The sequence below is a fragment of the Acaryochloris sp. 'Moss Beach' genome, assembly GCF_021497025.1.
In the GTDB taxonomy this organism is placed as follows: domain Bacteria; phylum Cyanobacteriota; class Cyanobacteriia; order Thermosynechococcales; family Thermosynechococcaceae; genus Acaryochloris; species Acaryochloris marina_A.
Genome location: NZ_CP071717.1, coordinates 3,670,204 through 3,684,502 on the forward strand (window position 1 = coordinate 3,670,204; position 14,299 = coordinate 3,684,502).

The window sequence follows — 14,299 nt, forward strand, 5'->3', positions numbered from 1 at the left end:
TTCACGATGGGTTAGTGTAACCCCACTCACTGAAGGTGAGATCGACCAAGGAACTTGGCAAGGTATGAGTATTGTTTCCACAAGTGTTTGATATGTCGTAATGTCTTCATCAGCTGCTAGATGAAGCTAGAAATTGGGCGTAAACCAACCTAGCTGTAGCCCCTGATCCAGTAAGGCTTTTACATTGGGCTGAGGTGCAAAAGGGATGTGGCCAGCTTGATGCAGTTGAGTCGCTAGAGTCTGGGCATAGCGATGGGCAAAGGCTTCTTTTTCTTGCGAGGGCTTAGAGTTAAACGCTTGGCGCAGCTGCTCATCTTCAGCATCGCTAGTGGAATTAAGACTAGGTAGAACAACGCTTTGCATCCAATCCACATAATGCCCAAATTCATGGAATAGAGTTCGAAAGAGAACAGTATTACGAACCGACTCATCAGTTCGGTGGATCGTGTAATCACGCCGTCCCTTTTCGATCTCATGGCCATCAGCTTCCAGTCGAGCCAGTTCATCACGATCGTCTGAACCTAGGGAAAGGGACCACCGCAAGGGTTTATTGAGATCATGGGCTTCGATACAGATTGCAGGTCCTGAATGTGGCCCAGGCGTTGCATAGTAAAGGAAACGACCCCAGACAGGATTGAGTTGATCTTGTTTGCGCGTCGGTTGGCGAAAGATAATCAGCTCCAAGCCCGCCAGATCAGATTGGGGAACGTATTCTAAAACAGACATCACATCCGCGACAGTACAGGGGTAAAAGCACTCGGGGCGCGGAGGCTCTATGAGAAATGTCAGCTCACATTCTCCAATGGTTTTTTGGATAGCTATAGGTTGGTGCAGCACTTCCCAAAACACCCGATCATCCGACCATGATTTTGGAATAACCAGATGATTATTTTGTCCCTGTCCTTGTGTTGAAGTCCCAATATTGCGATTGCGACGGGTAGGATTCCAGCCTTTGCGCATATCAAGTTCCTAGACGTTCGTCAATGTTAGTTCACCTGCCAAAGTTGCTAGGTGGTTGCTTTCCCATAAAGAACTCTAAGAGCGGCCATGATTTTAGGTAAGGATAGTGCTGTTGAGAATCTTAAGGACAACAAAATTGGAGCTAAGGCTTTGTCCAATAGATAGAAGGGCTTGTAAGCTATATCTCTGAGGGGTTTGTGTGGTTAGTCGTTTGCGATCGCACATACGATTCAGGACTATGGATATGTCTCCCCAGCAAAAATTAAATATCTGGAGGGCTGAACAAAGATAACTTGAAAAGTTTTTTGCACCTCGATGTTAGATCCCGATTTTTTCTGGGCAACATGAGTCTAATCAAGCTACTGCTAGAATTTTTAATATCTGGTTTTAGCTTGACTTAAATCAGAAATAATCATCAAAAAAGTCCTACCCCCTATCTCTGTATGAGTTAGGGGGTATTTGTTTAGCCAACATCTCCTACTCAATGCATTGCCCAGTTGGGTTGAAGATTTGTGGTGAATGTTTCATGGTCGGCAAGCGGACCTAAATCCATGTAAGGCATAGACCAATGGTATTTTCGCAGCCCCTTCAGCTTGAGTTTGCGGGAATGGATCAATCCTAACCACACCAAAAAAGCCCCCGGTAATCCGGGGGCTTTCAATCAAACTTTATCGTTTGAAGTTAGAGTCTACAGAGCGTTGCCGCGAGGTAGAACTTCTTCAGGGAAGATGAAGTTTTCATGGATTTGGTCTTGGGGTGCCATCCAAGCACGAAGACCTTCATTCAAGAGAATGTTCTTGGTGTAGAAGGTTTCGAACTCAGGGTCTTCAGCAGCCCGGATTTCCTGGCTAACGAAGTCATAAGCACGCATGTTGAGAGCGATACCGACGAGGCCAATGGCAGATGCCCATAGACCCGTTACAGGAACGAACAACATGAAAAAGTGCAACCAACGCTTGTTGGAAAAGGCAATCCCGAAAATCTGAGACCAGAATCGGTTTGCAGTGACCATGGAGTAGGTCTCTTCTGCTTGGGTTGGAGAGAACGCAGCAAATGTATTGGCGTCTTGACCGTCTTCAAACAAAGTGTTCTCAACAGTCGCTCCGTGAATGGCGCACAACAGCGCACCACCCAAAATACCTGCAACGCCCATCATATGGAAGGGGTTGAGGGTTAAGTTGTGGAAACCTTGAGCAAATAACAAGAATCGGAAGATACTCGTTACACCCCAGCTAGGTGCAAAGAACCAGCTGGATTGGCCCAGAGGATACATCAAAAAGACAGATACATACACGGCAATAGGACCGCTGAAAGCAACTGCGTTATAAGGACGCACGCCGATCAGACGGGCTACTTCGAATTGACGCAGCATGAAGCCGATCAAACCGAAGACACCATGTAATGTGGTGAAGTTCCACAATCCACCCAGCTGACACCAGCGGGTGAAGTCACCTTGAGCTTCGGGGCCCCACAACAAAAGTAGGGAGTGGCCGAGGCTGTCGGCGGGTGTGGATACAGCTACGGTCAAGAAGTTAGCACCTTCTAGGTAGGAGCTAGCAAGACCGTGGGTGAACCAGGAAGTTACGAAAGTTGTGCCGGTAAACCATCCCCCAACGGATAGAAATGCACAGGGGAAAAGTAGAATACCTGACCAACCAATAAAGACGAACCGATCACGCTTCAGCCAGTCGTCGAGGACGTCAAACCATCCTCGCTCCTGGGCGCGTCCGACTGCTATGGTCATGGATAGATCTCCAGTTTATTTATAAATCGCAAAATGATTGCAGGAATAATAACAGATGGTCCTGAATCGATGTAGATATGATTAACCATAAAGTAAAGTCAACAAAAATTCACGATACTTTATGATTTATTTCACATATTCTAATTATATGTAGAAGTCTAACGTGCTGCAGCTACAGCTGGAAAGTCTAGCAAAATATAAGGGTTTGACTGTTAGGCTACGAAAACGGGCAATGATAGTCAGTGCCTGAATTCTGAGAAAGCTTAAGATTTGTCGGTTTCAGTCGTCAAGAAACTTTGCGGACGGTCTAAAAGAGCCGTTACTGCGTTGACAACGGTCTGAGCATTGCCTTCGAGAAATGCAGTATCTAGCGAATCAGGCGTATCAGTCCGCCGATGATAGTGGGGATTGCGCAGATGGGCAGTATCGTTGACCATCACCGCCCCAATCCCTTCAAACCAAAATGGGGTGTGGTCACTACGCAGAATTACAGGGGTTAATAGACCTTTAAAGGGGATGGGGACTGGGACTAATGCAGGTAGGTTCGGCTGATGGTTCTCGCTAAAGGCATCCAGTAATGGTAAATGTTCGGTATCTCCTGCGATCGCAAGAAAGTTTCCCTTATCACTGGGCAGTTCCACCTTAAATTCTCCAGGCACCTGCTGGCAGCCGGCAGTGGCACAGGTGTAACCCAGCATTTCCAAAATAACGACGCCGTCTAAGTTCTTGAGGTTTTCGGGGCGTTGGGCATAGGCATAGCTGCCCACCAGTCCGGCTTCTTCTTGATCAAATAGAACAATGCGGAGGGGACGTATCGTTTTGCGATCGCCCAGCAGTCTCGCCACTTCCAAAGCCACTACCACCCCAGTGGCATTATCATCCGCCCCTGGAGAACCGCGAACCGAATCATAATGGGCTCCCACTAGCAATGCGCCAGCATTGGGGTCTGTTCCTGGACGTTCCGCAACAACGTTTATTCCTGTTTCAAAAGGCTGTTCCCCGACTGTCCATCCTGAGGCAGTGAGGGTTTGAGTCATCAACTCTCTCGCTTTTTTCAATTCGGCCCCAGTGTAGCGCTCAAAATTAAGGGCTTTGAGATCGGCCATTAACCGCTCGCCACTCACGATGGGGGTTGGTTCAGAGCTTACAGGTAGCGGAGACTCAACTGGAGGCGAAGTCATTGAAGGCGAAGCAATGGGAGAAGATGCTGGCGATGGAGAGACAGATGAGGGTTGGGCGACGGGCCGGGGAGACTGGCAAGCCGCAAAGAGCACGAACAGACATGTGATCGCACCTAGAATCCAAGCTTTCCGACTTTTGAACATCTTTCCACGACTAAACCCTAGCCATTGTCGCACACAGTCCATTCTACCTATCGAAACCTTCAATCGTCAGAGGGATGTGTTTTCAACAATGGCTAGGGTAGTCGTCTTTATACCTGTTCCCTACTCAACTTGAACTGAAGGATTGAAACCTCTATAAATAAAAGGCTTCCACTAAAGTGAGGCTCAAAATAGAAATAAATAACCAGGCCGCAGCGCCCAAATAGAGCGGTCGCAGACCCATTTCCTTAAACTTATGGAGCTTAGTTTCTAGCCCCATGGCCACCATCGACACGGTCAGCAAAAATTTATTGCCTTGAGTAATAGACTCAGTCCATGCAATCGGTAAAATCTGAAAACTGCTAACCCCAATCAGCACCACGAACCCTAGTACAAACCAAGGAATTGGCAGTGATTTAGAATTTCCTACCCGTTGTCGAAAAGATAAAACACCTAAGGTCAACATCACCGGAATCAGGAACATCACCCGCGATAGCTTCGCAATCGTGGCCAGTTCACCGCTGACTGGACTGGTCTGAAAGGCTGCAGCCACCACTTGAGCCACTTCATGAATCGATGCCCCCGTCCATACTCCAAAGGCTTCTGGCGTTAGAGCTAGCCAACCAAACAGCAGGGGATAGAGCAGCATCGATAGGGTTCCAAACACGGTCACAATCGTGACGGCATAGGCAACATCTTCATCCGACCCTTCAATCACGCTATTGGTGGCAACGACCGCAGAAGCCCCACAAATAGATGTTCCTGACGCAATCAGTTGAGACAGTTGACGACTCACGCCGAGCTGGCGACCCAGCCAGCAGGTGAATATAAAAGTGCTGCCTAGGACAACAGCTACAATCCCCAGCCCTTTGGGGCCAACTTCCAGGATCTGCGACGCGCTCAGCCTCAGTCCCAGCAACATAATGGCGAGTCGTAAAATTCGTTTGAGAGTGAACTTAATGCCTGGCTGGCAAGAGGCGGGTACCGTCAAGACATTGCGGACTGCAATACCCAAAACCACAGCCAAAATGAGTGAGCTCAGAAAATGCAAGCCCGGTACGAGATGAAGGAACGTTGCTACTAAAGCAAGTCCAAACGTAAGAAATAGACCTGTAAAAATAGAACCCGTTTGATTCGGTGCAGACGGCCGCACTCTATAGGGTTTGGTCGCGACAGAACCCAGCTGCATGGTACGAGGTAGTTTCATGTGGAACCCTGGAATGAGTTTGACATTGAAGATAGGGGGCCTAGATAAAATCTAGATCGGGGCTTTGGGCCATAATTTCTGAAATCTCTGCGTCTTCAGAGGTCTCCTGCTGCAAAACCTCTTTTAGAAACCGCTGATAAGCCGTGTAGAGGCGGGAAGATCCGTCAGGATTTTCCACAATGAAGAAGGGTGCGGAATCAACGTTGTATTGGGCTGCCAATGCATAGCCCTCACTGTCCGGATTACGTTCATCAGCAGTGACAATTTGATCGATTCGAGATCTCAACTCAAGAGTTTCTAGTTCAGAGAGTACTCTGGCGGATTTTGCACAGGGTTGACCATCGTGCTTAACCTTTTGAACCAAGGTGATTTTCATGAAAAGACGTTTTTGATAATTGGGGACAGATAGCAGCAGTTCAGGCTTTGTTGGGTGAGTGATACCTTGAAAAATTGGCACGAAAATATTTCAGGAAGTTGCAAAACAGCAGTTCATCCCTAAATTGAGCAATACCGAATTTCAGACTTCCTAGCGAAGTTCAGAAGACTTCGCTAGGAAGCAACACATTTACTTTTGGGTCGCATTACTGGCGTGTAAACCACATTCCTTGTCATCAGGGTTTTCCCACCACCAGCGACCTTGGCGTTCATGCTGGTGAGGCAAGGTGGAGCGGGTGCAAGGGGCACAACCAATACTCACAAAGCCTTGGGAGTGCAAGGGATTGAACGGCACCTCATTCTTATCGATGTATTCCCATACCTGATTTGAGGTCCAGTTGGATAGCGGGTTGAACTTAATTAAGGTGTGGTCATCGTTGGAGAAGGCGGTATCCACTTGCATGACCGGTAAATTAGAACGGGTCTGACTTTGATCCTGACGCTGCCCTGTAATCCAAGCATCAAGAGACGACAACTTCCGACGTAAAGGACGAACCTTGCGAATACTGCAGCACTCCTTATGACCGTCTTTATAGAAGCTAAACAGCCCTTTTTCACGAACGAGTGCTTCTACTTGAGCAGGGTCAGGAAACAGCAGCTCAATATGGAGTTTATAGCGCTTTCTGACCTGCTCAATAAACCGGTAAGTCTCAGGGTGTAAACGTCCAGTATCCAGACAGAACACACTCACATCTGGCCGAATCTTAGCAGCCATATCAATCAGAACCACGTCTTCTGCACCACTAAAAGCAATGGCAATGTTGTCGAACTTTTTGAGTGCAAAGTCGAGGATTTCTTGAGGATTATCCTGAGGCAGCTTCGTGAGTGCGCTAGGAATATCAACAGTGGTATCGACAGTATTGATCGCTTGAACCATAAGAGAACTCCTTAATGAGTCAGAAAACAAAAATTAAAAGGGATAGCAAACTCTGCAGGCTGATTAATCGTCCTAGTTAGCCTGCATTGAAGTGCCTAAGAAGGCAGGGGGTAAGAGTTCTAAAAAGACTCTCAAACCTTGCATTTTTCTTAGCTTTTAATAGATAGAACGGTGGATAGAGCAGCATCTTGCTGCCACCGAAATATGGGTGCCGTTATCGCCTTCTCTACATCAGTGACTGCAGAAAAAGACATCAACTTCAAGATGATGAATCTACAAGTAATTCATCTTAAGTCAATTATCGAGAGTCATAGGCATGGGGTATACCAACGCTGATATAGCTTGGGCTTATAGCGAATGGAATGCCGTTAGTATTACAACTTGCGGCTACGGAAACAAAAACTGGCATAACAAATAGTGGTACGGACGCTAGGTGCAATCAGTTTTCTGCAACAGCCTTTTCTTAACCATCTCGAAATAACACCCCGCCAGGTATTAAATACTGACAGAGATGTTGTTTTTTGGTGATGACCACTACAGAACTACTGAAATAAAGCTCGAACGGACCTCTGAGGAAATTATTATTAGTTACTCACAGTAACTATCTGCAAGACTTTGGATTGTTGAATTGCCAACCCAAATCACTGATGTCTTAATCAGATGGTGAGAACAGCAGCATGAAATATATAGATATTAAACACTGCACCGACAATTAATATAGTATCGAGACTTAAAATGACTCAGGAGTAAAGCTTAGATATATATAACCATATATAAAAAACAGATGTAAACACAAAAAAAATTTAATTTTAGTTGAACAGCCAAAAAAATGTGACTTCAGTCACAAAAAGCTAAGATAGCTCATTTTTTTTGGCAGATGTGTAGCATATCACTTAGAGTTCCAATTTTTTTTAATAATTGGTTTATTTAGCTATCCCTGTTAGAAACCGAACTATTTTTTTTACCGTTATAAAATAATAGACATTGACGGTGCACTAAGGTTTTTAGATATATTTTTATGCCTTTCGAAGTGATATCAACTCAACTCAACTCATACTGCTTCTCTATAATTCCTTCACGATAGAAATAAAAGATATAGCCTCACTGCTATTCAGTCTGAGTTGGACCATCATCCTTGAAGGTTCTACTACTGCTTGAGGTTGCTTTGGAGAGTCATAAACAATGAAACACATCCAGCAGTCAGGCAATCCGAGCCTGTGGATTGTGAATGCCTACTGAGACAATACCCAATTCAAGCGTTGATGCCATCACCCTGAAACGTGAAATGAGAGATGCTTTGTCTAGCCTAGAAAAAAGGTGGACAATTTTCCCACTCGGTCAAGACCGAGCAGCGTTGCTGATAATCCGTAAAATGATTTGTGTTCTGCTCTTTTGCTTTGAGGTAAATTTTATCCTTGCCTTTCAATCGGGGCTATTTGGGCTTTTGTGAAGATGGCACAACTTTGGCAGGGTTATTGGCAATGACCGTTTGCCCTAACTCAGCTTGACTTCCCCAAGGTTGCAGCGCTGAAGGGAGTTGCCATTGCCCCCAGTCAAACCCATCTTTAATGGCCCAGGATAAATCAACCTGCTTGGGTACTGCTAAGGAATGGCTACAGGTGAGGTCCGCTTCATAGGCTGCCAATATTTGAGTGTCTTGCTCCATTTCCGGGGATTGCAAATATAGAACAGAACAGCGATACCGCTGATACCAGCCTGCGATCGCATTCTCTAACTTATCCGCAGTCGTCCGACAGACAATCGCCGCTGTTCCCCACCACCAGGCAGCGACCAGCCATTGCCCTGGGTCACCTTCGATACTCTGAAAGCCATGGATACTATTCACCAAGGTAGAAATATGGGGGCAGGCTTCGATCGCCGAGGTATCACATTTCCAGATCGGGGCCGGAGGTTCATTTTCCGGGCGCTGCTCCCGCCAAACCTGTAGCAAGAAAGCCAGGGGATCAGATCCTTGAGCATAGGTCGGCCAGTGAGTATGCATCAGTCCCTCTGGATAATGCTGTTGGAGGGCTAATAAAGGAGCTAAATGCTCAGGACTCAAAAGTGGGGCCAAAAGTTGAAGAGGTTGAGGCAGAGTCACGGGCATTGTCCTTTGAGAATAAGCGAATTGAGGGGATGTCCCTATCAGCAGTATCCCTGTTCGCCTGGTCTACAATCAACTAGCGCTGCCACCAAACCTGTTTTAAATGGGGATAGCAGGCAAGGGCTTGCCGCCATATTTGCTCAACGACCCAAGCCGGAGGCTGAGTCGCATCAACCGTCAAAATGTCTGATTCTGTTGTCTGAATGGCTTCATAGGTATTGAGCTGGCTAGCTAGGAGCTCAGCCTGCATGTAGTGATTGTCTCGCTGAGTCAAACGTTGGCGTAGATGGGATTCCGACAGCTCTAACCACACAAGCTGCACAGCTCCCAAAGCCATCAATCGCTGGCGATGGGCTTGCTTAAGGGCTGAACAGGTGATGACGGTTTCGCGTTTCAGATCGATAGCCCGGCGTATATCATTTGCGATCGCATCTAGCCACTCCCGGCGATCACCGTCATTCAGGGGGGCTTGAGCAACCATTTTTTTGATATTAGCGGCGGTATGGCGACGATCGCCTTCTAAAAAATCACACTCTAACCGATTAGCCAATAAGCGGCCTATGGTGGTTTTACCTGAACCCGCAACTCCAATCATGATCCAAACAATAGGACTATCTATGTTTGTCATAGGTCACAACAACTTTTACTGCCAACACTGGATTGATGATTCCTTGAAGTGACGATAGCCAAATCTTTCACTGCCTTACTAGTCATCTGTCTCGAATAGTTAACCTTGCACTCTCTAGAACATTGAGAATTGGAATGGATGATAAAGAAAGTTGAGTTCTCAAAGTCAGCTGCCCAAGATACGAAGAAATTTGCAACTTATAGGGATTAAAACTGATGTACCAAGATCGGTTAACATTTTCAGACTAATCCCTAAAAGCCCCCCTATGGAAAACTAATCGGTGATATGCAGAGCAATGACTCCTGAAGAAGCAATATTGAGCATCAGTTGATTTATTCAGATCGTTGAGCAACAGAAAGTCGTCAAAATCCGACGGATGTGGGGGCATCACTCATGATGGTGATGATCTATTTTTTTGGATTGGCCGAACCGCTGGATCTGAGCCAGCAACTCTGGTCGGGTCAAAATTCCTTGAGACGGACTGAAAAGCAGCACCAAAATAAATAGAGACGAAGACACCAACACAATCGATGGGCCAGAAGGAAGCTCCGTATAGTAGCTAAAGTAAACCCCTATAGTACTCACCACAGCCCCAAGTACAGCCCCTAACATCATCATCTGGTGTAATTCACGCACCAGTAGATAAGCCGACAAGGCTGGCCCTACTAGCATAGCAATCACCAGAACTACCCCCACTGCCTGCATGCTGGCAATAATGGTCAGCGTTGTCACAGCCATCAGGCCCACATAGAGCGCATGAACAGGTAATCCCATGGCTTGGGCACCCGTGGAGTCAAAGGTATAGAGCAGCAGCTCTTTATAAGTCAATTTGATCACCGCCAAAACCAGCACGGTGATGCTTAGCGTGCGCAGAATATCTGAAGGTGTCGTAGCCAGGATATCGCCAAATAGCAAACTGTCTAAGTCAAACTTGTTTTTCAGGGTCGATAGCAGCGTAATGCCGAGGGCGAAAAACGTAGAAAACGTTAGGGCCATGGCTGAATCAGCTTTGATACGGGATTGAGATCGAATCCAGGTAATAAACAAAGCCCCAGCGATACCAGAACTAAAAGCCCCAATCATCAGGTCAATGCCCGTAAATGCGGCAATGGACAGCCCTGGCAGTACACAGTGAGCAATCACATCGCCCAATAATGCCATGCGCCGAATGATCAAATAACTGCCCACGACAGGGCATAAAATACCCACCAGAATTCCGATGGCCAAGGCATGGCGGATAAATTCATACCCTAACGGTTCGAGGAACCACTCAAACATGTTTTGATCTAGCAGACAAAAGATTGATCATTGGGATGCGAATGCCCCAACACACCCCGATAAGCCTGCTGCAAATTCTCAGGGGTCATCACCTTGGCTGGTAGACCATCTGCAATCAGCTGCCGATTCAGCAGTAATAGCCGATCGAGTTGCGACATGGACTCTCCCCAGTCATGGCTACTGACCAACAGAATTTTGCCTTGGGCTTTGAGGTTGGCAAAGACCTGGAACATGATGGTTTCCGTCGGTTGATCCACCCCATTAAAGGGTTCGTCAAACAGAAAAATATCGGCCTCTTGGGCTAAGGCCCGAGCCAAAAAGACCCGCTGTTGCTGCCCGCCAGACAATTCACCAATGCGACGATGCCGCAGATCTAGCATTTCAACTTGTTCAAGGGCCGTTTTGACAATTTCTTTAGTGGCTCGACCTGGACTGCGAAACCAGCCCAACTTACGGGTCCGGGCCATCATCACCACGTTCCACACTGTAACCGGATAGTCCCAATCAATTTGTGATCGCTGGGGGACATAGGCCACCCGCTCTAGCTGATTGCACAGGGGACAGGTACAGAAACTCACTTGGCCACTCACCGTGGGTATGAGTCCTAACATCGCTTTCATCATGGTGCTTTTACCCGCACCATTGGGACCGACAATCCCTACGAGTTGGCCGGGCTCAATTTGGAAGCTGATACCATCTAGCCCTCGTACCCCTCGGTAATCGACGGCGAGCTGTTGGACCTTGAGCATACATGCAATATGAGAATGATACTCATTACTATACCCGTTTCTTCCAAACTCAGTGCAGAACGCCGTTGCAACCTGTGTGATTTGTCATAAAAGTTGAACCACTTTCCCCCAGGGAGGGCTGTTCACTCTTGACTCAAGACAGAAGCTTGATATCCATCTGTTCAGTGGTATGATGGGGAATCTGAGTAAATTTATCTTGATTCCTTCATCAGAATCCACAAACTTTACTCAAACAACCGGAGCATTTTCGACCTCAATATGATCAAACTCAGACTTAAGCGATACGGCAAAAAGAGAGCTGCTAGCTACCGGATCGTGGCCATGAATAGCCGCGATCGCAGAGATGGTCGTCCCTTGGAAGAATTGGGCTACTATAACCCCATTACCGATGAAACCCGTCTGCATGTAGATGCGATCGCAAAGCGTCTCAAAGAAGGTGCGCAGCCTACAGACACCGTACGTCGCATTTTGGAAAAAGCCAGCCTTTTAGAACCTGCCAAGGCCAAAGCCTAATTTTTAACTTATGCCTTCAACTTCTACTGCTAAGACTGATTACTCAGTTCTTGTTCGTTTTCTCGTAGAACCTTTTCTTGAAGCCTCTGAGACTTTGAGTATAGATTGCGAGACGAATGCCAGTGGTAGAGTTTGGATCCGTCTGGCATTTTCAGGAACAGATAAAGGGCGGGTTTTTGGTCGGGGGTGGGCGGACCATCCAGGCGATGCGCACAGTGTTGGAGATGGCTGGCAAAGCAGCCAACCAAACAGTGTACCTAGAAGTGTTCAATGAAGGAGGGGCGGATAAACAGCCTTCTCGTCCCAAGAAGCCTCCTCAGAAACGACGCCGTTGAGTAAAAGTGTTACTCATCCAAAAATCTGTTTTTATCAGTAGCCTGACTTAAGAGCTACTGATGTTTCTGCTATCAGACATTCTGATGGGTTTATTTCTCCCTATTCATTCCAAGCCATTATGGGACTGACGCTTCAGTTACCCAGCCCAGAAAGTGCAATTGCCCTAGCCGGAGAGCAGCAAGGAAATTTAAAGCTGTTTGCCCAACAAACTGGGGCCCAGCTGGTTTTGCGAGGACAAGAACTCCTCATTTCTGGAACGGATAAGCAAATAAAACTGTGTCAGCAGCTCATCTATTTATTAGAAGATGCTTGGCAGGCCGGGCAATCGATCTCGCCGGTAGATATTATGGCTGCTCGCCAGGTCCTCAACACCAAGCGCCAAGAAGAATGGCAAGATCTCCAGCAAGATATTTTAGCGACGACCCGTCGAGGGGAACAGATTCGTGCTAAAACGCTACGCCAGCGACAGTATATTCAATTCATTCGTAAATACACATTGACGTTTGGGATTGGTCCTGCAGGGACCGGGAAAACCTATTTGGCTGCCGTATTAGCTGTACAAGCGCTGCTATCCAATGAATATGAACGTTTAATTCTGACTCGTCCTGCTATAGAAGCAGGAGAAAAGCTAGGATTCTTGCCGGGAGATTTACAGCAAAAAGTGAATCCCTATTTACGGCCTCTCTATGATGCCCTCTATGAGTTGATTGAGGCGGAGCGGATTACCAGCTTGATGGAGCGAGGCATTATTGAAGTTGCCCCCCTTGCCTATATGCGAGGACGGACCCTAAACCGAGCCTTTGTCATTTTGGATGAGGCGCAAAACACAACGCCTGCTCAGATGAAAATGATGCTGACTAGGCTGGGCAAAGATTCACGGATGGTTGTTACGGGTGATGTTACCCAATCCGATTTACCCGTTAGCCAGACTTCAGGCTTGGCTGTTGCCCAAAAGATTTTGCAATCAATTGAAGGCATTGGTTTTTGTCACTTAGGCAAAGGCGACATTGTTCGCCACCCCTTAGTGTCTAAAATTATTGATGCTTATGAGCATTATGAGACTAAAAAATAACCTCATAATGCTCGTCAGCAGATTTTTAGCTCGACTGCTAATCTTGCTGGGATTTTTGAGCAACGCACATTAAAGATAATGCTGCATCGGGAGAGAGTGGATCAATGCCCGATAAGCGTTGCCCTAAGCCATAGCGCCAGTGGGGAGACTTTCCTAGTACACCTTGTTGAATTTCTGCACCCACTGTTTGGTTATGAGGGAATAAACGGATCTGAAACCCTTTTGATTGAAGCGTCTGTGTAAAGAGTTCAGCTGTCACACCGTCACCGGGATGATGATGAATTTCAGTTTTCAAGGCAGTCAGTCTTTCTTCTGAGTCAATATGCAGACTTCTAAGAAAGAACCGATAAATAGGCAGCCGCATTTTGTAAAACATGAGGGCAAGACCTTGATAGTTCCAAGCTGAGCGTTGTGGATCATGGTCTACGATCAGAAGCCCACCTGGTTTAACCAGACGAGCCGCTTCAGCCAATACGGTCGGCATATCTTCACAATGATGCAGGGCCGCATTCAAAGCAACGATATCTGCAAATCCGGACACGAAGGGAAGATCGTGAGCATCGGCTAAAACGGGGGTATAGCCGATCTGAGCCGCCATCTTGAGGGCACCTTCAGCAACATCTACCCCAATCATGGTGCGAGGAGAACCTCCGATCGAGGCATATAAGTTGCCAGGTCCACACCCAATATCTACGACAACTTTATTGTCCCAGCTGCCCATGACTGATAACCATCGATCCCGAAAGACCGGATCGCGGTGGCAGGCATCGAAATAGCTCTTTGCCCATTCTGGGTGACTGAAATAAACACTGTTTGCTTGTATCGCAGGACTGGCTTCAATCGGAGCGACCCAAATTCCATCACTGTTCTTAGTAATGGCTGCATGAGCACTAGAAAAAGGAAGTGTTGGGGAGTAAGATACTGCACTCAGAACCATGACTTTACGCTATTTGCGCTCCATTAAAGTAATTTAAGATTGACAAGCCAAAGAAGAAGTAATTATTGAAAATAATGATAAGAATTGAAGTAAATGTTCTTAAATTTGTTTGCAGATATCGAAGAAATTTACATCTG

Annotated in this window: 14 protein-coding genes; 3 read left to right on the plus strand and 11 right to left on the minus strand. The window is 46.8% G+C overall.

What is annotated here, in order from left to right; all coding sequences use genetic code 11:
• Positions 1–126 precede the first annotated feature (126 nt).
• The 10 genes from HRE53_RS17305 to HRE53_RS17350 all read right to left on the minus strand — a co-directional run bounded on the left by HRE53_RS17305 (position 127) and on the right by HRE53_RS17350 (position 11,304).
• The gene (locus HRE53_RS17305; RefSeq protein ID WP_235107332.1) at positions 127–960 is read right to left on the minus strand and encodes an ImmA/IrrE family metallo-endopeptidase; all 834 of its coding nucleotides are present in this window, start codon (positions 958–960) and stop codon (positions 127–129) included.
• Between the two features lie 688 nt (positions 961–1,648).
• Complete coding sequence (gene psbD / locus HRE53_RS17310; RefSeq protein WP_212662221.1) at positions 1,649–2,704, minus strand: photosystem II D2 protein (photosystem q(a) protein); 1,056 nt, start codon at positions 2,702–2,704, stop codon at positions 1,649–1,651.
• 263 nt (positions 2,705–2,967) lie between these two features.
• The gene (locus HRE53_RS17315) at positions 2,968–4,029 is read right to left on the minus strand and encodes a M28 family peptidase (RefSeq protein ID WP_235107333.1); all 1,062 of its coding nucleotides are present in this window, start codon (positions 4,027–4,029) and stop codon (positions 2,968–2,970) included.
• A gap of 151 nt (positions 4,030–4,180) precedes the next feature.
• Complete coding sequence (locus tag HRE53_RS17320) at positions 4,181–5,233, minus strand: YeiH family protein (RefSeq protein ID WP_235107334.1); 1,053 nt, start codon at positions 5,231–5,233, stop codon at positions 4,181–4,183.
• A 40-nt stretch (positions 5,234–5,273) separates the two neighbouring features.
• The gene (locus HRE53_RS17325; protein WP_235107335.1) at positions 5,274–5,609 is read right to left on the minus strand and encodes a hypothetical protein; all 336 of its coding nucleotides are present in this window, start codon (positions 5,607–5,609) and stop codon (positions 5,274–5,276) included.
• A 189-nt stretch (positions 5,610–5,798) separates the two neighbouring features.
• Positions 5,799–6,545, minus strand: a complete 747-nt coding sequence (locus HRE53_RS17330; protein WP_235107336.1) for a phosphoadenylyl-sulfate reductase — start codon at positions 6,543–6,545, stop codon at positions 5,799–5,801.
• A 1,432-nt stretch (positions 6,546–7,977) separates the two neighbouring features.
• Positions 7,978–8,646 carry a hypothetical protein gene (locus HRE53_RS17335; protein ID WP_235107337.1) on the minus strand — a complete coding sequence of 223 codons (669 nt, stop codon included), beginning with the start codon at positions 8,644–8,646 and terminating at the stop codon, positions 7,978–7,980.
• 79 nt (positions 8,647–8,725) lie between these two features.
• Positions 8,726–9,277, minus strand: coding sequence for a gluconokinase (locus HRE53_RS17340; RefSeq protein WP_235107338.1), 552 nt, complete (start codon positions 9,275–9,277; stop codon positions 8,726–8,728).
• Between the two features lie 387 nt (positions 9,278–9,664).
• Complete coding sequence (locus HRE53_RS17345) at positions 9,665–10,555, minus strand: metal ABC transporter permease (RefSeq protein WP_235107339.1); 891 nt, start codon at positions 10,553–10,555, stop codon at positions 9,665–9,667.
• An 8-nt stretch (positions 10,556–10,563) separates the two neighbouring features.
• Entirely contained in the window at positions 10,564–11,304 is a 741-nt protein-coding gene (locus HRE53_RS17350) for a metal ABC transporter ATP-binding protein (RefSeq protein ID WP_235107340.1), read from the minus strand.
• A gap of 258 nt (positions 11,305–11,562) precedes the next feature.
• Between HRE53_RS17350 and rpsP the strand changes: the two genes are divergently transcribed.
• From rpsP to HRE53_RS17365, 3 genes are all read left to right on the plus strand, one after another.
• The gene (rpsP, locus tag HRE53_RS17355) at positions 11,563–11,817 is read left to right on the plus strand and encodes a 30S ribosomal protein S16 (protein ID WP_212664551.1); all 255 of its coding nucleotides are present in this window, start codon (positions 11,563–11,565) and stop codon (positions 11,815–11,817) included.
• A 122-nt stretch (positions 11,818–11,939) separates the two neighbouring features.
• Positions 11,940–12,152, plus strand: coding sequence for a hypothetical protein (locus tag HRE53_RS17360; protein WP_235107341.1), 213 nt, complete (start codon positions 11,940–11,942; stop codon positions 12,150–12,152).
• Between the two features lie 119 nt (positions 12,153–12,271).
• Entirely contained in the window at positions 12,272–13,225 is a 954-nt protein-coding gene (locus HRE53_RS17365; RefSeq protein ID WP_212664553.1) for a PhoH family protein, read from the plus strand.
• A 37-nt stretch (positions 13,226–13,262) separates the two neighbouring features.
• On the opposite strand, the gene HRE53_RS17370 is transcribed toward HRE53_RS17365, so the two are convergent.
• Complete coding sequence (locus HRE53_RS17370) at positions 13,263–14,162, minus strand: class I SAM-dependent methyltransferase (protein ID WP_235107342.1); 900 nt, start codon at positions 14,160–14,162, stop codon at positions 13,263–13,265.
• Positions 14,163–14,299 lie beyond the last annotated feature (137 nt).

Excerpts from the sequence above, each read along its gene's own strand:
- HRE53_RS17320 (WP_235107334.1), bottom strand. The coding sequence starts at position 5,233 with ATGAAACTACCTCGTACCATGCAGCTGGGTTCTGTCGCGACCAAACCC.
- psbD (WP_212662221.1), bottom strand. The coding sequence starts at position 2,704 with ATGACCATAGCAGTCGGACGCGCCCAGGAGCGAGGATGGTTTGACGTC.
- HRE53_RS17315 (WP_235107333.1), bottom strand. The coding sequence starts at position 4,029 with ATGTTCAAAAGTCGGAAAGCTTGGATTCTAGGTGCGATCACATGTCTG.
- HRE53_RS17330 (WP_235107336.1), bottom strand. The coding sequence starts at position 6,545 with ATGGTTCAAGCGATCAATACTGTCGATACCACTGTTGATATTCCTAGC.
- HRE53_RS17345 (WP_235107339.1), bottom strand. The coding sequence starts at position 10,555 with ATGTTTGAGTGGTTCCTCGAACCGTTAGGGTATGAATTTATCCGCCAT.
- HRE53_RS17350 (WP_235107340.1), bottom strand. The coding sequence starts at position 11,304 with ATGCTCAAGGTCCAACAGCTCGCCGTCGATTACCGAGGGGTACGAGGG.
- rpsP (WP_212664551.1), top strand. The coding sequence starts at position 11,563 with ATGATCAAACTCAGACTTAAGCGATACGGCAAAAAGAGAGCTGCTAGC.
- HRE53_RS17340 (WP_235107338.1), bottom strand. The coding sequence starts at position 9,277 with ATGACAAACATAGATAGTCCTATTGTTTGGATCATGATTGGAGTTGCG.
- HRE53_RS17370 (WP_235107342.1), bottom strand. The coding sequence starts at position 14,162 with ATGGTTCTGAGTGCAGTATCTTACTCCCCAACACTTCCTTTTTCTAGT.
- HRE53_RS17305 (WP_235107332.1), bottom strand. The coding sequence starts at position 960 with ATGCGCAAAGGCTGGAATCCTACCCGTCGCAATCGCAATATTGGGACT.
- HRE53_RS17325 (WP_235107335.1), bottom strand. The coding sequence starts at position 5,609 with ATGAAAATCACCTTGGTTCAAAAGGTTAAGCACGATGGTCAACCCTGT.
- HRE53_RS17365 (WP_212664553.1), top strand. The coding sequence starts at position 12,272 with ATGGGACTGACGCTTCAGTTACCCAGCCCAGAAAGTGCAATTGCCCTA.